Origin of the sequence: Streptomyces sp. NPDC048442 (assembly GCF_040651475.1) — a bacterium.
Lineage (GTDB): Bacteria > Actinomycetota > Actinomycetes > Streptomycetales > Streptomycetaceae > Streptomyces.
Genome location: NZ_JBEZKB010000007.1, coordinates 166411 through 188264 on the forward strand (window position 1 = coordinate 166411; position 21854 = coordinate 188264).

24 protein-coding genes, 1 pseudogene and 1 riboswitch are annotated in these 21854 nt (G+C 69.8%); of the genes and pseudogenes, 24 read left to right on the top strand and 1 reads right to left on the bottom strand.

The window, feature by feature from the left end:
- Window positions 1-276: 276 nt before the first annotated feature.
- From AB0D18_RS13525 to AB0D18_RS13605, 17 genes are all read left to right on the top strand, one after another.
- Window positions 277-870: a hypothetical protein gene (locus AB0D18_RS13525; protein ID WP_362416296.1), complete on the top strand. Its 594-nt coding sequence runs from the start codon at window positions 277-279 to the stop codon at window positions 868-870.
- A 192-nt stretch (window positions 871-1062) separates the two neighbouring features.
- Entirely contained in the window at window positions 1063-1503 is a 441-nt protein-coding gene (gene rpsP, locus AB0D18_RS13530) for a 30S ribosomal protein S16 (RefSeq protein ID WP_362416299.1), read from the top strand.
- A 2-nt stretch (window positions 1504-1505) separates the two neighbouring features.
- Complete coding sequence (locus AB0D18_RS13535; protein ID WP_362416302.1) at window positions 1506-1745, top strand: RNA-binding protein; 240 nt, start codon at window positions 1506-1508, stop codon at window positions 1743-1745.
- 116 nt (window positions 1746-1861) lie between these two features.
- A complete protein-coding gene (gene rimM / locus AB0D18_RS13540) occupies window positions 1862-2491 on the top strand; it encodes a ribosome maturation factor RimM (protein ID WP_362416305.1) in 630 nt (209 codons plus the stop codon).
- Window positions 2491-3312: a tRNA (guanosine(37)-N1)-methyltransferase TrmD gene (gene trmD, locus AB0D18_RS13545; RefSeq protein WP_362416309.1), complete on the top strand. Its 822-nt coding sequence runs from the start codon at window positions 2491-2493 to the stop codon at window positions 3310-3312. Before rimM ends, trmD begins: the two co-directional genes overlap by 1 nt.
- A gap of 129 nt (window positions 3313-3441) precedes the next feature.
- Window positions 3442-3792, top strand: coding sequence for a 50S ribosomal protein L19 (gene rplS / locus AB0D18_RS13550; protein WP_362416312.1), 351 nt, complete (start codon window positions 3442-3444; stop codon window positions 3790-3792).
- Between the two features lie 44 nt (window positions 3793-3836).
- Window positions 3837-4673: a signal peptidase I gene (lepB, locus tag AB0D18_RS13555; protein ID WP_362416315.1), complete on the top strand. Its 837-nt coding sequence runs from the start codon at window positions 3837-3839 to the stop codon at window positions 4671-4673.
- A complete protein-coding gene (lepB, locus tag AB0D18_RS13560) occupies window positions 4666-5772 on the top strand; it encodes a signal peptidase I (RefSeq protein WP_362416318.1) in 1107 nt (368 codons plus the stop codon). Before lepB (AB0D18_RS13555) ends, lepB (AB0D18_RS13560) begins: the two co-directional genes overlap by 8 nt.
- Window positions 5654-6649 (top strand): signal peptidase I, encoded by a 996-nt coding sequence (gene lepB, locus AB0D18_RS13565; RefSeq protein WP_362416712.1) that lies wholly within the window; start codon window positions 5654-5656, stop codon window positions 6647-6649. The genes lepB (AB0D18_RS13560) and lepB (AB0D18_RS13565) overlap by 119 nt, the downstream gene beginning before the upstream one ends.
- A 46-nt stretch (window positions 6650-6695) precedes the next feature.
- Window positions 6696-7418, top strand: coding sequence for a signal peptidase I (gene lepB / locus AB0D18_RS13570; RefSeq protein WP_362416321.1), 723 nt, complete (start codon window positions 6696-6698; stop codon window positions 7416-7418).
- Window positions 7415-7936: an NUDIX hydrolase gene (locus AB0D18_RS13575; RefSeq protein ID WP_362416324.1), complete on the top strand. Its 522-nt coding sequence runs from the start codon at window positions 7415-7417 to the stop codon at window positions 7934-7936. The genes lepB (AB0D18_RS13570) and AB0D18_RS13575 overlap by 4 nt, the downstream gene beginning before the upstream one ends.
- Before the next feature lie 55 nt (window positions 7937-7991).
- Window positions 7992-8300 (top strand): DUF2469 domain-containing protein, encoded by a 309-nt coding sequence (locus AB0D18_RS13580; protein ID WP_189825850.1) that lies wholly within the window; start codon window positions 7992-7994, stop codon window positions 8298-8300.
- A gap of 83 nt (window positions 8301-8383) precedes the next feature.
- Window positions 8384-8770 carry a YraN family protein gene (locus AB0D18_RS13585; protein WP_362416328.1) on the top strand — a complete coding sequence of 129 codons (387 nt, stop codon included), beginning with the start codon at window positions 8384-8386 and terminating at the stop codon, window positions 8768-8770.
- A complete protein-coding gene (locus AB0D18_RS13590) occupies window positions 8770-10413 on the top strand; it encodes a YifB family Mg chelatase-like AAA ATPase (RefSeq protein ID WP_362416331.1) in 1644 nt (547 codons plus the stop codon). The genes AB0D18_RS13585 and AB0D18_RS13590 overlap by 1 nt, the downstream gene beginning before the upstream one ends.
- A gap of 50 nt (window positions 10414-10463) precedes the next feature.
- Window positions 10464-11741 carry a DNA-processing protein DprA gene (gene dprA / locus AB0D18_RS13595; RefSeq protein WP_362416334.1) on the top strand — a complete coding sequence of 426 codons (1278 nt, stop codon included), beginning with the start codon at window positions 10464-10466 and terminating at the stop codon, window positions 11739-11741.
- Window positions 11742-11998: 257 nt separating this feature from the next.
- A complete protein-coding gene (gene whiG, locus AB0D18_RS13600; protein WP_362416337.1) occupies window positions 11999-12835 on the top strand; it encodes an RNA polymerase sigma factor WhiG in 837 nt (278 codons plus the stop codon).
- A 110-nt stretch (window positions 12836-12945) separates the two neighbouring features.
- Entirely contained in the window at window positions 12946-13506 is a 561-nt protein-coding gene (locus AB0D18_RS13605; protein WP_362416715.1) for a helix-turn-helix domain-containing protein, read from the top strand.
- Between the two features lie 176 nt (window positions 13507-13682).
- On the opposite strand, the pseudogene AB0D18_RS13610 reads toward AB0D18_RS13605, so the two are convergent.
- A pseudogene (locus tag AB0D18_RS13610) lies at window positions 13683-14216 on the bottom strand (M23 family metallopeptidase); the annotation flags it as partial.
- A 296-nt stretch (window positions 14217-14512) separates the two neighbouring features.
- On the opposite strand from AB0D18_RS13610, the gene rpsB reads away from it, so the two are divergent.
- The 7 genes from rpsB to AB0D18_RS13645 all read left to right on the top strand — a co-directional run bounded on the left by rpsB (window position 14513) and on the right by AB0D18_RS13645 (window position 21834).
- Complete coding sequence (gene rpsB, locus AB0D18_RS13615) at window positions 14513-15460, top strand: 30S ribosomal protein S2 (RefSeq protein WP_362416339.1); 948 nt, start codon at window positions 14513-14515, stop codon at window positions 15458-15460.
- 163 nt (window positions 15461-15623) lie between these two features.
- Window positions 15624-16460 (top strand): translation elongation factor Ts, encoded by an 837-nt coding sequence (gene tsf / locus AB0D18_RS13620; protein ID WP_362416342.1) that lies wholly within the window; start codon window positions 15624-15626, stop codon window positions 16458-16460.
- Between the two features lie 183 nt (window positions 16461-16643).
- Entirely contained in the window at window positions 16644-17405 is a 762-nt protein-coding gene (gene pyrH / locus AB0D18_RS13625; RefSeq protein ID WP_362416345.1) for a UMP kinase, read from the top strand.
- A gap of 191 nt (window positions 17406-17596) precedes the next feature.
- Entirely contained in the window at window positions 17597-18154 is a 558-nt protein-coding gene (gene frr / locus AB0D18_RS13630; RefSeq protein ID WP_362416348.1) for a ribosome recycling factor, read from the top strand.
- A complete protein-coding gene (locus AB0D18_RS13635; RefSeq protein WP_362416351.1) occupies window positions 18154-19311 on the top strand; it encodes a phosphatidate cytidylyltransferase in 1158 nt (385 codons plus the stop codon). Before frr ends, AB0D18_RS13635 begins: the two co-directional genes overlap by 1 nt.
- A gap of 97 nt (window positions 19312-19408) precedes the next feature.
- Complete coding sequence (rlmN, locus tag AB0D18_RS13640; RefSeq protein WP_362416353.1) at window positions 19409-20515, top strand: 23S rRNA (adenine(2503)-C(2))-methyltransferase RlmN; 1107 nt, start codon at window positions 19409-19411, stop codon at window positions 20513-20515.
- A gap of 39 nt (window positions 20516-20554) precedes the next feature.
- Window positions 20555-20660, top strand: a riboswitch (TPP riboswitch).
- Window positions 20661-20739: 79 nt separating this feature from the next.
- Complete coding sequence (locus AB0D18_RS13645) at window positions 20740-21834, top strand: thiamine ABC transporter substrate-binding protein (protein WP_362416356.1); 1095 nt, start codon at window positions 20740-20742, stop codon at window positions 21832-21834.
- The last annotated feature ends 20 nt before the right edge of the window (window positions 21835-21854 follow it).

The following is a 21854-nucleotide window of genomic DNA, read 5'->3' on the forward strand; positions in this document are numbered from 1 at the left end:
TCGGTTCCCGGATTGGGCCGTTCCGGTGAACCCGGGCAGGGACTGCGTACGGCGCACGTGCCACGGGAGCCGACTGCCGCCCCCAGCAGGCGGTTCGGGTACGTGCGGGGACGTACCCGTGGATACGTACCGGCTTGACGCGAGCTGCGCGGGTCCTCCGCAGATCGGCGCACCCTCCCTCGTCGGGAAGCATCAGCGGGAACTGACTGGTACGTGCAAATTATTTGGGATGCCCCGGAATAGGAACACGGGGGCCCTCCGGCTCGTTGTCACGTCGTGAGCACGACACCACCTGTCCTCGCCGCAGAACTGGCGCAGGCGTGGGCCGACATCCAGCGGTACCACCCCGAGCTGCCCGATCTTGCCGCGCCCGAGTCCCTGATCGGAGAGTCCTCGTCCGCCTGCGGCGCGGCTCTCTCCTTCGAACGACTGCTGCACGAGGCAGTCCACGGCATCGCCGCAGCCCGCGGCGTCCGTGACACCTCACGCGCCGGTCGCTACCACAACCGCAGATTCCTCGCGATCGCCGAGGAGTTGGGCCTTGACCACCCGGAGGAGCCGCATCCCAGCAGCGGGTTCTCCCTGGTCGCGCTCAACCCCGAGGCGAAGCGCCGCTACCGGCCCACGATCGAGCGGCTGACCCGCGCGCTGAGGGCGCACACGGTCGCCACGGCCGCGGACACCAAGCGGTCCTTCCGCGGCCCCGCCGCCCGGCACGGGTCGTCCGGGGGAGGGGTGCGGGTCAAGGCCGTCTGCGACTGCGGGCGCAATGTCCGCGTCGTTCCTTCGGTGCTGGCCCAGGCCCCGATCGTGTGCGGCGGCTGCGGCAAGCCGTTCCGCATTCCGGACGTGGTGGCCGCCGTTAGCTGAGGCCGCCGATCGAGCCCCCCGGCCGCGGGCCGGCGCGTCGCAGGTGTGTGGCACAATGGACAGCTGTACTCGACAGCCGCACAGGACCCCTCTCTCCTCCGGCTGACGCGTCCATCGGGCACTCCGAGTACCGCAACCCCACGCGACATCCCGTGGTGCCCAACCACGTCAATTCCAGGAGAGACCACTCCAGTGCTCAAGATCAAGCTGAAGCGCCTTGGCAAGATCCGTTCGCCCCACTACCGCATCGTCGTCGCCGACGCTCGCGTGCGTCGCGACGGTCGTGCCCTCGAAGAGATCGGCCTGTACCACCCGGTGCAGAACCCCTCGCGCATCGAGGTCAACGCCGAGCGTGCGCAGTACTGGCTGTCCGTCGGCGCCCAGCCGACCGACGCCGTCCTCGCCATCCTGAAGCTCACCGGTGACTGGCAGGCGCACAAGGGCCTTCCGGCCCCGGCGCCGCTGCTGCAGCCGGCTGCGAAGGAAGACAAGCGCGCTTCCTTCGACGCCTTCGCGAAGGCTCTCGAGGGTGGCGACGCCAAGGGCGAGGCCATCACCCCGAAGGCGAAGAAGGCCGACAAGAAGGCGGACGAGGCTCCGGCCGACGCCGCCGCTGAGTCGACCGAGGCCTGAGCATGCTCGAGGAGGCTCTTGAGCACCTCGTAAAGGGCATCGTGGACAACCCCGACGACGTGCAGGTCGCCTCGCGCACCCTGCGTCGCGGACGCGTCCTTGAAGTTCGGGTGCACCCCGACGACCTCGGCAAGGTGATCGGCCGCAACGGCCGTACCGCCCGTGCCCTGCGTACCGTCGTGGGAGCCATCGGAGGCCGTGGTATTCGCGTCGACCTCGTCGACGTGGACCAGGCCAACTGAGCATCACGCAGTAGAGCATTACCGGCAGGGGCCGGGGAGGGCTGAGGCCCGCCCCGGCCCATTGTCGTTTCTGTACACACAGGTACGGGATCAGGTACGAACAGGAGAGAACGAGAGTGCAGCTGGTAGTCGCGCGGATCGGCCGCGCCCACGGAATCAAGGGTGAGGTCACCGTCGAGGTGCGCACGGACGAGCCGGAGCTGCGGCTCGGGCCCGGCGCCGTATTGACCACGGACCCCGCAGGAGTGGGCCCGCTGACCGTCGAGACCGGCCGGGTGCACAGCGGCCGGCTGCTCGTGCGCTTCGCGGGCGTCAAGGACCGCACGGCGGCCGAGGCCCTGCGCAACACCCTCCTGATCGCGGACGTCGACCCCGAGGCGACCCCCGAGGACCCCGAGGAGTTCTACGACCACCAGCTCATCGACCTCGACGTGGTCCTTGCCGACGGCACGCAGATCGGGCGGATCACGGAGATCACGCACCTGCCCTCGCAGGACCTGTTCATCGTGGAGCGCGAGGACGGCAGCGAGGTGATGATCCCGTTCGTGGAGGAGATCGTCACCTCGATCGACCTGGAGGAGCAGCGCGCGGTCATCGACCCGCCGCCGGGTCTGATCGACGACAGTCAGGCGGTCGTGGCCTCCTCCAGGGACGCCGAAGAGGACCCGGAAGAGGACCCGGAAGCGGACGCCGAAGCGAACGCCGAAGAGAACGCCGAAGCGAACGCCGAAGAGGACGCGAACTGATGCGTCTTGACGTCGTCACGATCTTCCCCGAGTACCTGGAGCCGCTGAACGTCTCCCTCGTCGGCAAGGCCCGCACCCGCGGCGTCCTCGACGTCCAGGTGCACGACCTGCGCGAGTGGACGTACGACCGGCACAACACCGTCGACGACACTCCCTACGGCGGCGGCCCCGGCATGGTCATGAAGCCCGACCCGTGGGGCGCGTGCGTGGACCAGGCGCTCGCCGACGGGTACGAGGCGGGTGCGCACGGCCCCGTGATGGTCGTCCCCACGCCCAGCGGCCGCCCCTTCACCCAGGAACTCGCGGTCGAGCTCTCCGAGCGGCCCTGGCTGATCTTCGCGCCGGCCCGGTACGAGGGCATCGACCGCCGCGTCATGGACGAGTACGCGACCCGGATGCCGGTGTACGAGGTCTCCATCGGGGACTACGTGCTGGCCGGCGGCGAGGCGGCGGTGCTGGTGATCACCGAGGCGGTCGCCCGGCTGCTGCCCGGCGTCCTCGGCAACGCGGAGTCCCACCAGGACGACTCGTTCGCCCCCGGCGCGATGGCCAATCTCCTGGAGGGGCCGGTCTACACGAAGCCTCCCGAGTGGCGCGGGCGCACCATCCCCGACGTACTGCTCAGCGGGCACCACGGGAAGATCTCCCGCTGGCGGCGGGACGAGGCGTTCCGCAGGACCGCCGCCCACCGGCCGGACCTGATCGAGCGCACGGACCCCGCGGCCTTCGACAAGAAGGACCGCGAAATGCTCTCCATCCTGGGCTGGCGGCCGGGTCCCGACGGCCGATTTGGGCCGGACCCCGAGGCCGTGGAAGAATAAGCAGCTGCTGTCCGTCCGCGTGCGCCCCTGCCACAGGGGGAACGACGTGCGTCCGACGTGATCAGCATTCCCTTTCATCTCCGAAATGCCGCTGATGACCTGTGGCATCAGCGAAGAAAGCAGACACACATGTCTCACCTGCTCGACGTCGTCGACGCTGCCTCGATCCGCAGCGACGTTCCGGCCTTCCGCCCCGGTGACACCGTGAACGTTCACGTGCGCGTCATCGAAGGCAACCGCTCCCGTGTGCAGCAGTTCAAGGGTGTAGTCATCCGTCGCCAGGGTGCGGGCGTCCGCGAGACCTTCACGGTCCGCAAGGTCTCCTTCTCCGTCGGCGTCGAGCGCACCTTCCCGGTGAACTCCCCGATCTTCGAGAAGATCGAGGTCGTCACCCGCGGTGACGTGCGTCGCGCGAAGCTCTACTACCTGCGCGAGCTGCGCGGCAAGGCCGCCAAGATCAAGGAGAAGCGCGACAACTGATCGCGCCTTTGGCGTCCAGGACCGGCCGGATAGGCTCGGATCCGATGGACACCGAAGCAGCACCACACCCGGAGCGCGACCGCTCCGCCGCCCCCCACAGTGGGGACGGCGAGCGGTCGCGCTCCGCGCGTTTGTCCGGACTCGGCGAGCCGTCCGACGAGGCTGAGCCGGCACAGTCCGGGCCGGGTGACGAAGCCCTGTCCGGAGATGCCGTCCGGTCCCCGTGGCGGCGGCCGGTGCTTCTCGCCTTCGCGTGCCTCACCTTCCTGCTGCTGTTCAGCGGCTTCGTACTGCAGCCGTTCCTGATCCCCAGTACCTCGATGCAGCCCACCCTCCAGGTCGGCGACCGGGTCCTGGTGAACAAGCTGGCGTACCGTTTCGGGGCCGCCCCGCTCCGCGGTGACGTGGTGGTCTTCGACGGCACGGGATCGTTTGTACGGGAGGAGCCCGTGGTCAATCCCGTGACGGGAGCGCTGCGTTGGGCGGGAGCGGCGCTCGGCATCGCCGAGCCGGCCGAGACCGACTTCGTGAAGCGGGTGGTGGGGGTGGGCGGCGACCGCGTGGTCTGCTGCGACAAGCGCGGGAGGATCCAGGTGAACGGGCAGGGCGTCGACGAGCCGTATCTGCATCCCGGCGACAGTGCGTCCCGGGTGCCCTTCGACATCGTCGTACCGGACGGGAAGCTGTGGATGATGGGCGACCACCGGTCCCGCTCCAGCGACTCCCGCGACCATCTGGGCAGCCCCGGCGGCGGCATGGTGCCCATCGACCGGGTGATAGGCCGCGCGGACTGGCTCGGCTGGCCCGCCGGCCGGTGGGGCTCGCTGGAGCGCTCGGACGCCTTCACTCACGTACCGGCGCCGGCCGGGGCCCATGGGTAGCCGCGGCCGGGACCGGGCGGCGCAGCACGTCCCGCTGCCGACCGGGAGCCGGTCCACCACGCCTGCCGCCGACGTCGGTGGCGACGGGCGTACGGGGCCGGGGCGGGCGGAGCGGCGGAAGCTGGCCCGCAAGGTGAAGCGGCGCCGGCGCAGATCGGCCGTCAAGGAGATACCCGTCCTCATAGTCGTGGCGCTGCTCATCGCGCTCGTACTGAAGACGTTCCTGGTGCAGGCCTTCGTGATTCCGTCCGGCTCGATGGAGCAGACGATCCGGATCGGCGACAGGGTGCTGGTGGACAAGCTGACCCCGTGGTTCGGGTCGCGTCCCGAGCGCGGCGAGGTCGTCGTCTTCAAGGATCCCGGCGGCTGGCTGGAGAAGGAAGCTGCGCCGGAGGAAGAGGACCCGGTGGTGGTCAAGCAGGTCAAGCTGGGGCTGACCTGGATCGGACTGCTGCCGTCGGCCGACGAGCAGGACCTCATCAAGAGGGTGGTCGCGGTCGGCGGGGACACCGTGCGGTGCTGCGACAAAAATGGTCAGGTCACCGTCAATGGCGTACCGCTCAGTGAACCCTACGTCTTTCCGCACGACCGGCCGTCGAAGATCCCGTTCGAGGTGAAGGTGCCCGAGGGGCGGGTCTTCGTACTGGGCGACCATCGGTCGAACTCGGCCGATTCCCGTTACCACTTGGACGAGAAGTACCACGGAACGGTCTCGGAGGAGGACGTACTGGGCCGGGCCGTCGTCATCGCCTGGCCGATCGGGCACTGGCGCAAGCTGGAGGTCCCCGAGACCTTCGCCCGTGTCCCCGAACCGCGCGCCGGGGCGGCGGCGGCCCCGGAACCGTCGAATAAGGTGGCGTTCCAGGATCGTCAGGTCCTACTCCCGAGCCCAGGGGAACTCCCGCTCGTTATGGGAGTGGTGGGTCTGCGCCTTCTCGGGCGCGGGCGGTGGCACGGAGTGAGGAGTGGACGTGGGGGATGTGGCGGTCGGTGCCCGGTCCGGACACGACGGACCCGAGGAAAAGCCCGAGCCGGAACGGCGTGCCGATGCGTCCCCGTCCGTGACCCCGGGCCCGGCGAGGGAGCAGCGGAGCGGTGAAGAGTTGAGCGACAACGGCTCGCAGGGCAGCGGTACGTACGACGGCGGTACGTACGACGGTGGTGCGCACGACGACGGCGGCGAGGACGGTCACCGGGGCAGCCCGAAGAAGCCCCGCTCCTTCTGGAAGGAACTGCCGCTGCTGATCGGCATCGCCCTCATCCTCGCGCTGCTGATCAAGACCTTCCTGGTGCAGGCCTTCTCGATCCCCTCCGAGTCGATGCAGGAGACCCTTCAGAAGGGCGACCGCGTCCTGGTCGACAAGCTGACCCCGTGGTTCGGTGCGGAGCCGGAGCGCGGCGAGGTCGTGGTGTTCCACGACCCGGGCAACTGGCTCAACACCCCCGTGGAGAAGTCCAATGTCGTGCAGGACGTCCTGAGCTTCATCGGTCTGATGCCGTCCGCCGAGGACAAGGACCTGATCAAGCGGGTCATCGCGGTCGGCGGCGACACCGTGGAGTGCAAGACCGGCGGCTCGGTCACGGTCAACGGCAAGACGCTGGACGACAAGTCGTACATCTCGCCGCAGGGCGCCCCGTGCGACGACCAGCCCTTCGGCCCGCTCAAGGTGCCCGACGGCAAGATCTGGGTGATGGGCGACAACCGGACGAACTCCGAGGACTCCCGCTACCACCAGAACCTCCCGACCAAGGGCTTCGTCAACAACGAGCAGGTCGTCGGCCGGGCCGTGGTGGTGGCCTGGCCGATCAGCCGCTGGGCGACCCTGCCGGTGCCGGACACCTTCGAGCAGAGCGGCCTCGCGAGCGCCACTGCCGCTGCCGCGTCGGCCGCTCCGGGCGCGCTCGGTCTGGCGGGTGCGCTGCCGGTGGTGCTCTGGCGCCGCAGGAGGCTGACCCGCGGGCGTACCGCCGGGTAGGGTGCCGTCCCAGATCGTTGATCTCCGAAACAGGGGGAGCGCTGGGATGGGCAGTTCAGGACGTACGGATGACGGCCGCGGCCGCCTCGGCAATGTGTTGTCGGGGCTGGCCGTGGCCGTCGGCTGTGTGCTCTTCCTCGGCGGGTTCGCCTGGGGAGCGCTGGTGTACAAGCCGTACACGGTGCCGTCGGACTCGATGACCCCGTCGATCAACACCGGGGACCGGGTGCTCGCACAGCGCATCACCGGCACCGAGGTGCGGCGCGGGGACGTGGTGGTCTTCACCGACGAGGTGTGGGGCGCCATGCCGATGGTGAAGCGGGTGGTCGGCGTCGGCGGCGACAAGGTCGTCTGCTGCGACAAGGACAAGCGGCTGACCGTGAACGGGAAGTCCGTGGAAGAACCGTATCTGCGCTCCGGGGGCGGGGCCGGGTCGGAACCCTTCAGCGCCACGGTCCCGCCGGGTGAGCTCTTCCTCCTGGGAGACGAGCGCCGCACGTCGGTGGACTCCCGGGGGCACCTCATGGACTCCACCCACGGCACGGTCCCGGTGGCCAAGGTCGATGCCCGGGTGGACGCCGTGGCCTGGCCGGTGGGCGGCGTACTGGAGCGGCCGGCGGCCTTCGCGTCGCTGCCCGGGGGCATCTCCGAGCCGGGGCCGGTGAGGCTGCTGGTGACCGCGATCGTGGCGGGTGTGGTGCTGATCTTCGGCGGAGCGGCGTACGGACCGCTCGCCAAACTGGCCGGACGACGGAAGGTGCGGGCGTGACGACCGGGACGACGGGTGCGGAAGACCTGGCCGACAGGCCGCTGCGGAGGGTCGCGCGGGTCATCCTGTTCGACCCCGAGGACCGGGTACTGCTGATGCACGGCTTCGAACCCGAGGACCCGGACCGCAGGTGGTGGTTCACCCCGGGCGGCGGTGTGGAGGGCGAAGAGACCCTGGCCGAGGCGGCGCTGCGCGAGGTCGCCGAGGAGACCGGGATCACGGACGTCGAGCTCGGACCGGTGCTCTGGCAGCGGATCTGTTCGTTCCAGTTCGACGGGCGCCGCTGGGACCAGGAGGAATGGTTCTTTTCCGCACGTACGAAGCAGACCGAGACGGTATTGACCGGGCTGACGGAGCTGGAGCGGCGCAGCACCGCGGGTCTGCGGTGGTGGTCCTCCGCCGCCCTGTCGGCGACGCGTGAGACGGTGTACCCGACCAGGCTCGCCGAGCTGCTGCGCACGCTGCTCGACGAGGGTCCTCCGAGTACGCCGATCGTCCTGGCCCCGGAAATCGCATAGGGGCGTACGGGGCTGGCGCACAATAGGGGGACGCACGGCTGAAGGGGAACATGCCATGAGCGCCGAGGACCTCGAGAAGTACGAGACCGAGATGGAGCTGAAGCTCTACCGGGAGTACCGCGATGTCGTCGGTCTGTTCAAATATGTGATCGAGACCGAACGGCGCTTCTACCTCACCAACGACTACGAGATGCAGGTGCACTCGGTCCAGGGCGAGGTGTTTTTCGAAGTAACCATGGCGGACGCGTGGGTCTGGGACATGTACAGGCCCGCCAGGTTCGTCAAGCAGGTGCGGGTGCTCACGTTCAAGGACGTCAACGTGGAAGAGCTCAACAAGAGCGATCTGGAACTTCCGGGTGGCTGAGTTTTCCACAACGGTGGAGTTGTCCACCAAGATCCACTAGTTCGCGGGGATTGCGTCACATTCGGTTCCGGAGGTGGAACCGAATGAACGCGAACAGTGAACGCAAGCCGCGCACCGCACGCGGAAACCTTGGCCGGTACGGCGAGGACCTGGCGGCCCGCTGGCTGGCCGAAGTGGGAATGTCCGTACTGGAGCGCAACTGGCGCTGCCAGGCCGGAGAGATCGACATCGTGGCCCGGGACGGCGACTCGCTCGTCGTCTGCGAGGTGAAGACCCGCCGTAGCGGCCCCTTCCAGCACCCGATGGAAGCGATCACCCCCAGGAAGGCGCAGCGACTGCGCACCCTGGCCGAGCTCTGGCTGTACGAGCACGGCGGGCCGCCGCCCGGCGGCGCCAGGATCGACCTCGTGGGCGTCACCCTGCCCAGACGCGGGGCCCCGGTCCTGGAGCACGCGCGGGGGGTGGCCTGATGGGATTCGCGCGTACGTGCTCGGTGGCGCTGGTCGGCGTCGAGGGCGTGGTGGTGGAGGTCCAGGCCGACCTGGAGCCGGGCGTCGCGGCCTTCGCCCTGGTGGGGCTGCCGGACAAGAGCCTGACGGAGAGCAAGGACCGGGTGCGGGCGGCGGTGGTCAACTCCGGCGTCGCCTGGCCGCAGAAGAAGCTGACGGTGGGGCTCAGCCCCGCCTCGGTGCCCAAGGGCGGCAGCGGCTTCGATCTGGCCGTCGCGGTGGCGGTCCTGAGCGCCGCCGAGCGGATCGACCCCAGGGAGATCGCCGACCTGGTGATGGTCGGCGAGCTGGGCCTCGACGGCCGGGTCAGACCGGTGCGGGGCATCCTGCCCGCGGTGCTCGCGGCGGCCGAGGCAGGCTACCGGCAGGTGGTCGTGCCCGAACAGTGCGCGGCGGAGGCCTCGTTGGTGCCGGGCATCTCGGTCCTCGGTGTACGCAGCCTGCGCCAGCTCATCGCCGTGCTCGCCGGGGAAGAGGTGCCCGAGGAGGAACCGGCCGAGGAGGGCCGGCCCGACGCCATGCTGGCCGGGCTCATGGTGCCCGGCGCGGGAGCGGGCACCGGACTGGCGCCCGGCAGCGGGGACGCGGGACCGGACCTGGCGGACGTGGGCGGCCAGGAGGCGGCACGGATCGCCCTGGAGATCGCCGCGGCGGGAGGCCACCACCTGCTGCTCTTCGGTCCGCCGGGGGCGGGCAAGACGATGCTGGCGGAGCGGCTGCCGGGGCTCCTGCCACCGCTCACCAGGCAGGAGTCCCTGGAAGTGACGGCGGTGCACTCGGTGGCAGGCATCCTGCCACCGGGCGAACCACTGGTCACCCGGGCGCCCTACTGCGCACCGCACCACTCGGCGACCATGCAGTCGCTCATCGGCGGGGGCAACGGGCTGCCGAGACCGGGCGCGGTCTCGCTGGCCCATCGCGGAATCCTCTTCATGGACGAGGCGCCCGAATTCACCGCGAAGGCCCTTGATTCCCTGCGCCAGCCACTGGAGTCGGGGCATGTGGTGGTGGCGCGCAGCGCGGGAGTGGTGAAGTTTCCGGCCCGATTCCTGATGGTGCTGGCGGCGAATCCCTGCCCCTGCGGACGGCACGGCTCCCAGGAGGCCACCTGTGACTGTGGTCCGGCGACGGTCCGCCGCTATCAGTCGAGGCTGTCGGGGCCTCTGGTCGACCGGGTCGACCTGCTGGTCAGGGTCGAAGCGGTGACCCGCGCGGACCTGATGGGGCAGGGCGGCCGGGGGGAGTCGACCGAGGTGGTCGCCGCCCGGGTGCGCGAGGCGCGGGAGCGGGCCGCCGCCCGGCTCGACGGAACCCCGTGGACCAACAACAGCGAGGTGCCGGGGCACGAACTGCGTACCCGGTGGCAGTCGGCACCGGGAGCGCTCGGCGCAGCCGAACGGGACATGGAACGGGGCCTGCTGACGGCACGGGGCTTCGACCGGGTGCTGCGCGTCGCCTGGACCGTCGCGGACCTGGGCGGGCACGACCGGCCGAACGAGGCCGACCTGGAACTGGCGCTCCAGATGCGGACCGGGATCGACCGGGGCGCGGTCCGCAACCGAGCCGCGGGAAGATCCCCGCTGGTGGCCGGAGGTGTGGCGTGAGTACCGGGACGGGCGCGGGGACAGGGACGGGGACGGGAGCGGGAGCGGGGGTGAGCAAGGCGGAGCGGCTGGCCAGGGCCGCACTCACCGGCATCGTCGAGCCGGGCGACGAGACGGGCGGGCGCTGGCTGCGGGAGTACGGGCCGGTGGAAGTGTTGCGGCGGCTGACGGCGTCGGGGTGGGAGGGGACCGGAAAAGAGGGGCCCGGACAGGAGGCGTCCGTACGGGAGGGGCCCGGACGGGAGGGGCCGGTACGGGAGGCGCCCGGACGGGAGGTGTCCGGGTCGGAGGGGGCCCTTCCGGAAGCGCGGGGTTCGCTGACCGGGGCGAGTGGGAAACGGCTCGCCGGCTACCGGAGCCGGGCCACGGCCGTCGATCCGGTGCGCTACCTCGAAGCGGCGGCCGCCGTCGGAGGTCGCCTGGTGTGCCCGGGGGACGAGGAGTGGCCGACCCAGCTGGACGACCTCGGGGACGCCCGCCCGATCGCGCTCTGGGTGCGGGGCCGGCCGAACCTGCGGATGTGGGCGCTGCGGTCCGTCGCCGTCGTAGGGGCCCGCGCCTGCACACCGTACGGAGCCCACGTAGCCGCGACGCTCGGCGGCGGGCTCGCGGAGCGCGGCTGGGTGGTGGTGTCCGGGGCCGCGTTCGGGGTCGACGGGGCGGCGCACCGCGGGGTGCTGGCCGTGGGCGGGGCCACCGTCGCGGTCCTGGCCTGCGGGATCGATGTCGTCTATCCGCGGGGGCATGCCGAGTTGATCGGCCGCATCGCCGAACAGGGGCTGGTGGTGAGCGAGTTGCCACCGGGAAGCCATCCCACGGCGAGCCGGTTCGTACTGCGCAACCGGGTCATCGCCGCCCTCACCCGGGGCACCGTCGTCGTCGAGGCCGAGTACCGCAGCGGCTCGCTCGTCACCGCCCGCAGCGCCCAGCGCATCGGCCGCTTCACCATGGGCGTGCCGGGCCCGGTCACCAGCGGGCTCTCCGCCGGGGTGCACGAACTGCTGCGCGGCGAGGGTGTACTGGTGACGGACGCCGCCGAAATCGTCGAACTGGTCGGCGAGATCGGCGACCTCGCCCCGGCAAGGCGCGGGCCCGTACTCCCCAGGGACCTCCTCGATCCCGTCACCGCACGGGTGCTTGAGGCGCTGCCCGCCCGTGCGGCGGCCGACGCGCGGAGCGTCGCACGGGGTGCGGGTACCACTGGCGATGAAGCCCTCGCCAGGCTGTACGAACTGCACGCTCTCGGGTTCGTCGAACGCCACGGCGACGACTGGCAGTTGGCGTCAAGCGCCGTACGCGGTGCGCGCGCCCGGCGAGGCGGTGCTTGACCAGGGGCGTCCGAGTGAAAAGGTAAAGACGATGACCTTTGAATCGTGCATGGGACCCCGGGTGGAGCAGTCGTGTGCGGCGGCGGGTCCGTCGACGGGGAGCGGGCCGGGACTGTCAATCGTACGATCCGGTCCCATATCCTTCGCGCACTGCGACGCTTCAGTCACGCTACGCTCGCAAGGATTTCGCCCCGCTCAGGCATCACACACGGCATCAAGTCCCCCTCACATCACAGCAGAACGGCTCAAGGCAACGCATGCCCCAGCACACCTCCGGGTCTGACCGCGCGGCAGCGCCCCCGGCTGCCCGCGGTGCCGTACGGCCCCCGGCGCCCTCGTCCGTGGACGAGTTGTGGCGGTCGTACAAGACCACGGGCGACGAGCGGCTGCGGGAGCAGCTGATCCTGCACTACTCGCCGCTGGTCAAGTACGTCGCGGGCCGGGTCAGCGTGGGGCTGCCGCCCAACGTCGAGCAGGCGGACTTCGTGTCCTCCGGGGTCTTCGGGCTGATCGACGCCATCGAGAAGTTCGACATCGAGCGCTCCATCAAGTTCGAGACGTACGCCATCACCCGGATCCGCGGCGCGATGATCGACGAACTCCGTGCCCTGGACTGGATCCCGCGTTCGGTGCGGCAGAAGGCGAAAGCCGTCGAGCGTGCGTACGCGACCCTGGAGGCGAAGCTGCGCCGTACCCCCTCCGAGTGCGAGGTTGCCTCGGAAATGGGCATCGCGGTGGAGGAACTGCACGCGGTTTTCAGCCAGTTGTCGCTCGCCAACGTGGTCGCGCTGGAAGAGCTGCTGCACGCCGGCGGCGAGGGCGGCGACCGGCTGAGCCTGATGGAGACGCTGGAGGACACCAGCGCGGACAATCCGGTCGAGGTCGCCGAGGACCGCGAGCTGCGCCGACTGCTCGCCCGCTCCATCAACACCCTCCCCGACCGGGAGAAAACCGTGATCACCCTCTATTACTACGAGGGCCTCACCCTCGCCGAGATCGGCAACGTGCTCGGGGTCACCGAGAGCAGGGTCAGTCAGATCCACACCAAGTCGGTCCTCCAGCTCAGGGCCAAGCTGGCGGATGTCGGCCGCTGACCCGGTGAGGCGGAGACAAGGGCGCTGAATCGTCCCTGCCGGGTGTACCCGTCGTCAGACCGGGCCCGCATCCGTAGAGTGGAGCCGTGCCAAGGATTCGAGCGGCCTCCGTGGCCGAGCACCGGACGATGCAGCGCAGTGCCCTCCTGGACGCTGCGCGATCCCTCCTGTCCGAGGGCGGTACGGAAGCGCTGACCTTCCCCGCCCTCGCCGAGCGCACGGGCCTGGCCCGCTCCTCGGTCTACGAGTACTTCCGATCCCGGGGCGCGGTCGTCGAGGAGCTGTGCGCCGTCGACTTCCCCGTCTGGGCTGCCGAGGTCGAGTCCGCCATGGCGGCGGCCGACACCGCGGAGGGCAAGGTCGAGGCGTACGTACGACAGCAGCTGACGCTGGTCGGTGACCGCCGCCACCGTGCCGTGGTCGCGATCTCGGCGAGCGAGCTGGACGCCGGCGCCCGCGAGAAGATCCGCGCCGCGCACGGCGGCCTCGTCACCATGATCGGCGACGCCCTGCGCGACCTGGGCCACGAGCAGCCCCGGCTGGCGGCCATGATGCTCCAGGGCGTGGTCGACGCGGCCGTGCGGCGCCTGGAGCTCGGCGGCGCCGCCGAGGAGCCCTGCGTCATCACCGAGGCGGCCGTCTCCATGGCCCTGCGCGGCGTCCGGGGCTGAACCCGGGCCCGTGGTCCGGCAGTGGACCCGGCAGTGGGCCCGGGACTGGGTCCGGGGCCGCGCTGCCGCTGTGTCCGGTACGCCAGTACCGCGGCCACGGACAGCGCCAGCGCGTGCAGGGCGTCCGGTGCGAGCGCCGCGATCTTCGCAGGCGGCAGGGTTTCCTGGCCCGGCTCGGGCGGCGGGACGCCGAACACCGGCAGCAGCCGGGGCGGCCCCCGGCGCAGCAGACCGGGCGGCAGCAGCGACAGCGGGTCGAGGTACTCCTCGCCACGCAGCAGCCCCCAGTGCAGGCAGCTCCCTGCCGGGCAGTGGTACGTCCCGGGCTCCAGCACCGCCACCACCTGGCCCGCGACCACCTCGTGGCCCTCCGCGACCAGGGCGCGCACCGGTTCGTACGTCGTGCGCAGCGGCGGATCCCCGCTCGCGGGCAGCGTGATCGAGAGAACTCCGCGGCCGGCCACCGGGCCCGCGAACGAGACCCGGCCGGACGCCGCCGCCCGCACCTCCGCACCGGCCTCCGCCGCCAGATCCACACCCCGGTGCCCGGCCGTGTACTTCGACGGCGGCGGCTCCCAGCCCCGTACGACAGCAGGGCGGTCACCCACCGGCCAGGCACGGTCGGGACCGTCCGCGGCGAGAGCCGTGGCAGCCCCCGGCAGGACGAGGGAGGCCAGTGCGGACAACGCTGCGATCACAAGTCGGTACATGCCGAAAACGGTGCCCCACCGGGCGAAAACGCGGTGATCATGGACCGTTTCTGTGGACGGCCGGGCGGTTGTGGACAACGCCGTCACCCGGCACTGTGCGGGTCCCGTACACTTCTTGTGGCGATCCGGGTCACCGGGTCGACTTCGCACGTCCCGCCACCACCCACTCTGCGGTCAGTGGCAGCACCGCTCGGTCCCCAGGGGTTTTCCCAGACCCCATGGGCACGGCGCGTGGGACGTCAGGCGCGACCGCCGTCCGGCGGGAGCGATAACCGAGAACCTCAAGGAGTACGGCCATGGCCGTCGTCACGATGCGGGAGCTGCTGGAAAGCGGCGTCCACTTCGGTCACCAGACCCGTCGTTGGAACCCGAAGATGAAGCGTTTCATCTTCACGGAGCGCAACGGCATCTACATCATCGACCTGCTCCAGTCGCTGTCGTACATCGACCGCGCCTACGAGTTCGTCAAGGAGACCGTCGCCCACGGCGGCTCCGTCATGTTCGTCGGCACCAAGAAGCAGGCGCAGGAAGCGATCGCCGAGCAGGCGACGCGCGTGGGCATGCCCTACGTCAACCAGCGCTGGCTCGGCGGCATGCTGACCAACTTCTCCACCGTCTACAAGCGCCTCCAGCGCCTGAAGGAGCTGGAGCTCATCGACTTCGAGGACGTGGCCGCGTCGGGCCTCACCAAGAAGGAGCTCCTGGTTCTCTCGCGTGAGAAGGCCAAGCTGGAGAAGACCCTCGGCGGTATCCGCGAGATGTCGAAGGTTCCCAGCGCCGTCTGGATCGTCGACACCAAGAAGGAGCACATCGCCGTCGGTGAGGCGCGCAAGCTCCGCATCCCGGTCGTCGCGATCCTCGACACCAACTGCGACCCCGACGAGGTCGACTACAAGATCCCCGGCAACGACGACGCGATCCGCTCCGTCACGCTGCTCACCCGCGTGATCGCCGACGCCGTCGCCGAGGGCCTCATCGCCCGTTCCGGTGCCGCCACGGGCGACTCCAAGCCGGGCGAGAAGGCCGCCGGCGAGCCGCTCGCCGAGTGGGAGCGCGACCTGCTCGAGGGCGACAAGAAGGCTGACGAGGCTCCGGCCGCCGACGCCGCTGCCGCCGAGGCCGCTCCGGCCGCCGACGCCGACGCTGCTCCGGCCGCCGAAGCCGAGGCTGCCCCGGTCGCCGAGGCCGAGAAGCCGGCCGAGGCCGCTGCCGAGGCTCCGGCCGCGGACGCCGAGCAGGCCTGACCCAGCCCTTAACGGCTGACTGACGGCGGGGGAGGGTGCGCCAACAGGCGTACCGCCCCCGCCGTTCACCCGTAGATCACGTAGATCACGAATCGCAGATCACGATTCACCTCGCCGATCACGACTCGTAGATCACGACTTCCGAGAAGAGATTCACAGACTCATGGCGAACTACACCGCCGCTGACGTCAAGAAGCTCCGCGAGCTCACCGGCGCCGGCATGATGGACTGCAAGAAGGCTCTCGACGAGGCCGACGGCAGCGTCGACAAGGCCGTCGAAGCCCTCCGCATCAAGGGCCAGAAGGGCGTCGCCAAGCGCGAAGGCCGTTCTGCCGAGAACGGCGCCGTCGTCTCCCTGATCGCCGACGACAACACCTCCGGTGTCATCGTCGAGCTCAAGTGCGAGACGGACTTCGTCGCCAAGGGTGACAAGTTCCAGGCCGTCGCCAACGCGCTCGCCGCCCACGTCGCCGCCACGAACCCGGCCGACATCGCCGCGCTGCTCGCCTCCGAGATCGAGGCCGGCAAGACGGTTCAGGCGTTCGTCGACGAGGCCAACGCCAACCTGGGCGAGAAGATCGTCCTGGAGCGCTTCGCCCAGTTCTCCGACGGCTACGTGTCCGCGTACATGCACCGCACCATGCCCGACCTGCCCCCGCAGATCGGTGTTCTGGTCGAGCTGGACAAGGCCGACGCCGAGCTGGCCCGTGGCATCGCGCAGCACATCGCCGCCTTCGCGCCGAAGTACCTCACCCGTGAGGACGTCCCGGCCGAGATCGTCGAGGCCGAGCGCCGCGTCGCCGAGGAGACCACGCGCGCCGAGGGCAAGCCCGAGGCCGCCCTCCCGAAGATCGTCGAGGGTCGCGTCAACGGCTTCTTCAAGGAGGCCACCCTTCTTGGCCAGCCGTACGCGCTGGACGCCAAGAAGTCCGTCCAGAAGGTCCTGGACGAGGCCGGTGTCACCCTGAAGCGCTTCTCGCGCATCAAGGTCGGCATCTGAGTCCGTACGTCCGACTCTGTCGACGTAACGCGAACATCGCCAGACCCGGCTAGGGTCTGATGCAGCCGTCGGCGTACGCGCCGGCCGGCCGCAGATCTGACGAGGAGGCCATTGCCGCAGCGGGAACCGCAAGGATCCACCGGCAATGGCCTTCTTCGTATGTGCACGAGGAGAAGCACCCCCATGAATCAGGCGCATCAGGCGAATCAGGACAGCGGCAAGAAGACCGGCCGCTTCATGCTGAAGCTCTCCGGCGAGGCGTTCGCCGGCGGCGGTGCTCTTGGCGTCGACCCCGACGTCGTACACGCCATCGCCCGTGAGATCGCCGCGGTCGTACGGGACGGCGCGGAGATCGCGATCGTCATCGGCGGCGGCAACTTCTTCCGCGGCGCGGAGCTCCAGCAGCGCGGCATGGACCGGGCCCGTTCGGACTACATGGGCATGCTCGGCACGGTCATGAACTGCCTCGCCCTCCAGGACTTCCTGGAGAAGGAGGGCATCGACTCCCGCGTCCAGACCGCCATCACCATGGGCCAGGTCGCGGAGCCGTACATCCCGCTGCGTGCCGTGCGCCACCTGGAGAAGGGCCGCGTCGTGATCTTCGGCGCGGGCATGGGCATGCCGTACTTCTCCACCGACACCACGGCCGCCCAGCGCGCCCTGGAGATCGACGCGGAAGCCCTGCTCATGGGCAAGAACGGGGTCGACGGGGTCTACGACTCCGACCCGAAGAAGAACCCGGAAGCGGTCAAGTTCGATGCGCTGGAGTACAGCCAGGTGATCTCCCGAGACCTCAAGGTCGCGGACGCCACCGCCGTCACCCTGTGCCGTGACAACGATCTGCCGATCCTGGTCTTCGAGCTGCTGGCCGAGGGCAACATCGCCCGCGCGGTCAAGGGTGAGAAGATCGGCACGCTCGTCAACGCGCAGGGCACCCGCGCCTGACCGGATGTGCGGTCCGTGATCCCGGTCCGCGCCCCCGATGGTGACCCCGGCCCGGCCGCGGGGTCGGACTCGGGGGATGGACAATGTCCTGCCGGTCGGACACCGTGCAGGAGAAGACGCCCGCAGCAGCAGTACAAGCCGTGCAGCAGTCCAAGCCATGCAGCAGCAGTTCACGACAGCAGGAGTACGTGGTGATTGAAGAAATCCTCCTCGAGGCCGAGGAGAAAATGGAAAAGGCCGTCGTGGTCGCCAAGGAGGACTTCGCCGCAATCCGCACCGGCCGTGCGCACCCGGCGATGTTCAACAAGATCGTGGCCGAGTACTACGGCGCGGTGACGCCGATCAACCAGCTGGCGTCGTTCTCGGTGCCCGAGCCGCGGATGGCCGTGGTGACCCCCTTCGATGCGAGCGCCCTGCGCAACATCGAGCAGGCGATCCGCGACTCCGACCTCGGCGTCAACCCGAGCAACGACGGCCGCATCATCCGAGTGACGTTCCCCCAGCTGACGGAGGAGCGCCGCAAGGACTACATCAAGGTCGCGCGCAACAAGGCCGAGGACTCCCGGATCTCCATCCGCGCCGTCCGCCGCAAGGCCAAGGAGACCCTCGACAAGCTCGTCAAGGACAAGGAGTCCGGCGAGGACGAGGTCCGCCGTGCGGAGAAGGAGCTCGACGACACCACCGCGAAGTACGTCACGCAGGTGGACGAGCTGCTCAAGCACAAGGAAGCCGAGCTGCTCGAGGTCTGATGAACGACTCTTCCTGGGGGGCCCCGCCGAGGGCGGGCTATGCCGGTGAATGGGGAACCCGTGACCAGGGTCCCCTCCCGGCGGGTCCCGCGTACGATGCGCATGACGCCCAGCACACTCGGCCCATGCCCATCGTGCCTGAGACAGGCAGAGACGCCGACGACCGAGACGACCGGAACCGGGGACCTGCTCCCGCCGCGCAGAATTCCGCTGCCCCAGCCGCTTCGGCGGCCGGGGACGCGGCCCGGATTTCTGCTGCCGGGGGCGGTCCCCTGTTCCGCGACCAGATGCCGCAGGAGCCCATGTCGACCCCGTCCCCGGCCCCGCCGCCGCCCCAGAAGAAGCGTGCGGGCCGCGACCTGCGCGCGGCGATAGGGGTCGGCCTCGGACTCGGCGTGCTGATCGTGGCATCGCTGTTCATCTGGAAGGCCGCCTTCGTCGGCGTCATAGCGGTCGCCGTGGTCGTCGGGCTGTGGGAGCTGACCTCCCGGCTGGAGGAGCGCAAGGGCATCAAGGCTCCGCTGGTTCCGCTCGCGGTCGGCGGTGCGGCCATGGTCGTCGCCGGTTACGTGCGCGGGCCCGAGGGCGCCTGGGTCGCCATGGCGCTCACCGCACTGGCGGTGCTGGTCTGGCGGATGACCGAACCGCCGGAGGGGTACCTCAAGGACGTCACCGCGGGTGTCTTCGCCGCGTTCTACGTGCCGTTCCTGGCCACCTTCGTCGCGATGATGCTCACCGCGCAGGACGGACCGCAGCGGGTGCTGACGTTCCTGCTGCTGACGGTGGTCAGCGACACCGGGGCGTACGCGGTGGGCTGGCGCTTCGGCAAGCACAAGCTGGCGCCGCGCATCAGCCCCGGCAAGACCAGGGAAGGCCTGCTCGGCGCGATCGCCTTCGCGATGGTGGCCGGCGTGCTGTGCATGACGCTGCTGGTCGACGGCGGTACGTGGTGGCAGGGCGCGCTGCTCGGCCTCGCGGTCGCCGCCAGTGCCACGCTCGGCGACCTGGGCGAGTCCATGATCAAGAGGGACCTCGGGATCAAGGACATGGGCACGCTGCTGCCGGGCCACGGCGGCATCATGGACCGACTGGACTCGCTGCTGCCGACCGCTCCGGTGGTCTGGCTGATGATGGTCATCTTCATCGGTTCCGCGTGAGCTTCCTACGTACCTGAGCTGCTGTTTTACCCGTGAGGGGCCCGTTGTCCACAGGACGGCGGGCCCCTTGTCGTACATCTGAGACACTGGTATGACCATGCCTGTACCCGGAGAACTCACTTTTGTCGCGCCCCGCGGAGCCAAGAAGCCCCCGCGGCACCTCGCCGACCTCACGCCCGCCGAGCGCAAGGAGGCCGTGGCCGAGATCGGTGAGAAGCCGTTCCGCGCCAAGCAGCTGTCCCAGCACTACTTCGCGCGGTACGCGCACGACCCGGCGGAGTGGACCGACATCCCCGCCGGCTCGCGGGAGAAGCTGCGCGAGGCGCTGCTGCCCGAGCTGATGACGGTCGTGCGCCACCTGTCGACCGACCAGGAGACCACGCGCAAGACGCTGTGGAAAATGCACGACGGGACGCTCGTCGAGTCCGTGCTGATGCGGTATCCGGACCGGGTGACGATGTGCATTTCGTCGCAGGCGGGCTGCGGCATGAACTGCCCGTTCTGTGCGACAGGACAGGCCGGTCTCGACCGGAACCTGTCGACCGCGGAGATCGTGCACCAGATCGTGGACGGCATGCGGGCGCTGCGCGACGGCGAGGTCCCGGGCGGTCCGGCCCGGCTGTCGAACATCGTCTTCATGGGGATGGGCGAGCCCCTCGCCAACTACAAGCGCGTCGTCGGCTCGATCCGCCGGCTGACCGACCCCGAGCCGGACGGCCTCGGCCTTTCGCAGCGCGGGATCACCGTGTCCACCGTGGGCCTGGTGCCCGCGATGCTGCGGTTCGCCGACGAGGGCTTCAAGTGCCGCCTCGCGGTGTCGCTGCACGCCCCGGACGACGAGCTGCGCGACACCCTGGTGCCGGTCAACACGCGCTGGAAGGTGCGGGAGGTCCTGGACGCGGCGTGGGAGTACGCGGAGAAGTCCGGCCGCCGGATCTCGATCGAGTACGCGCTGATCAGGGACATCAACGACCAGGCGTGGCGCGGTGACCTGCTGGGCCGGCTGCTGAAGAACAAGCGGGTGCACGTCAACCTGATCCCGCTGAACCCGACGCCCGGCTCCAAGTGGACGGCCTCGCGCCCCGAGGACGAGAAGGCGTTCGTCCAGGCGATCGCGGCGCACGGGGTGCCGGTGACCGTGCGGGACACCCGCGGCCAGGAGATCGACGGAGCCTGCGGCCAGCTGGCGGCGTCCGAGCGGTAGCACGTCCGGGCCTGGTTGTACGCTGGGCCGCACATTTGCATATTCCGACAGGGGAGCGCCACAGCGCTGAGAGTGCAGTCCTCACTGCAGACCCTCTGAACCTCGCTCAGGTCATTCTGGGTAGGAAGTTCGGTCGTTTACTCAAGCTGTTGCGCCCTGCCCGCATCCTCCCGGTGCGGGCAGGGCCGCGTCTCTTCCTGGTCATTTCCAGGAGGAATTCACCAGTGAGCACCATCAAGAAGTACGCGGCGATATCCATCGTCGCCGCGCTCGGCGTCAGCACGCTCGCCGCCTGCGGCGGTTCGTCCGACGGCGAGAAGAAGGCCGACGGGGCCGGGTCCAAGACGGTCACGCTGGTCAGCCACGACTCGTTCGCCGCCTCGCCCGCCGTGCTGAAGGAGTTCACCCGGCAGACCGGCTACACGGTCAAGGTGCTGAAGAGCGGGGACGCCGGGGCAGCCCTCAACCAGGAGATCCTGACCAAGGGCTCGCCGCGCGGCGACGTCTTCTTCGGCGTCGACAACACGCTCCTCTCGCGCGCGCTCGACAACGGACTGTTCCAGTCGTACGAGGCGAAGGGCCTGGACCGCGTACCGGCGGACCTCCAGCTCGACAAGGGCGAGCACCGGGTGACGCCGGTCGACACCGGCGACATCTGCGTCAACTACGACAAGAAGTACTTCGCGGACAAGAAGCTCGCGCCGCCGAAGTCGCTCGACGACCTGGTCAAGCCCGCGTACAAGAACCTCCTCGTCACCGAGAACGCCGCGACCTCCTCGCCGGGGCTCGGCTTCCTGCTCGCGACCGCCGGACAGTACGGCGACGACGGCTGGCAGGGCTACTGGCAGAAGCTCAAGGACAACGGCGTCAAGGTCGTGGACGGCTGGGAGCAGGCGTACAACGACGAGTTCTCGGGGTCCTCGGGCGGCAAGAAGGCGAAGGCGGACCGGCCGCTCGTCGTGTCGTACGCCTCCAGCCCGCCCGTCGAGGTGCTGTTCGCCGAGCCGAAGCCGGCCGAGGCGCCGACCGGGGTCGCCACCGGGACCTGCTTCCGGCAGATCGAGTTCGCCGGGCTGCTGGACGGCGCGAAGAACGAGGCGGGCGGCAAGGCGCTCCTCGACTTCCTCATCGGCAAGCAGTTCCAGGAGGACCTGCCGCTGAAGATGTTCGTCAACCCGGCCGCCAAGGACACCAAGCTGCCCGAGGTCTACGCCAAGTTCGGCGCGACCATTGACAAGCCGCTGACCGTGGAGCCCAAGAAGATCGCCGACAAGCGTGAGCAGTGGGTCAAGTCGTGGTCCTCGCTGGTGAACAAGTAGGCACGACCCCGCCGGGTGCC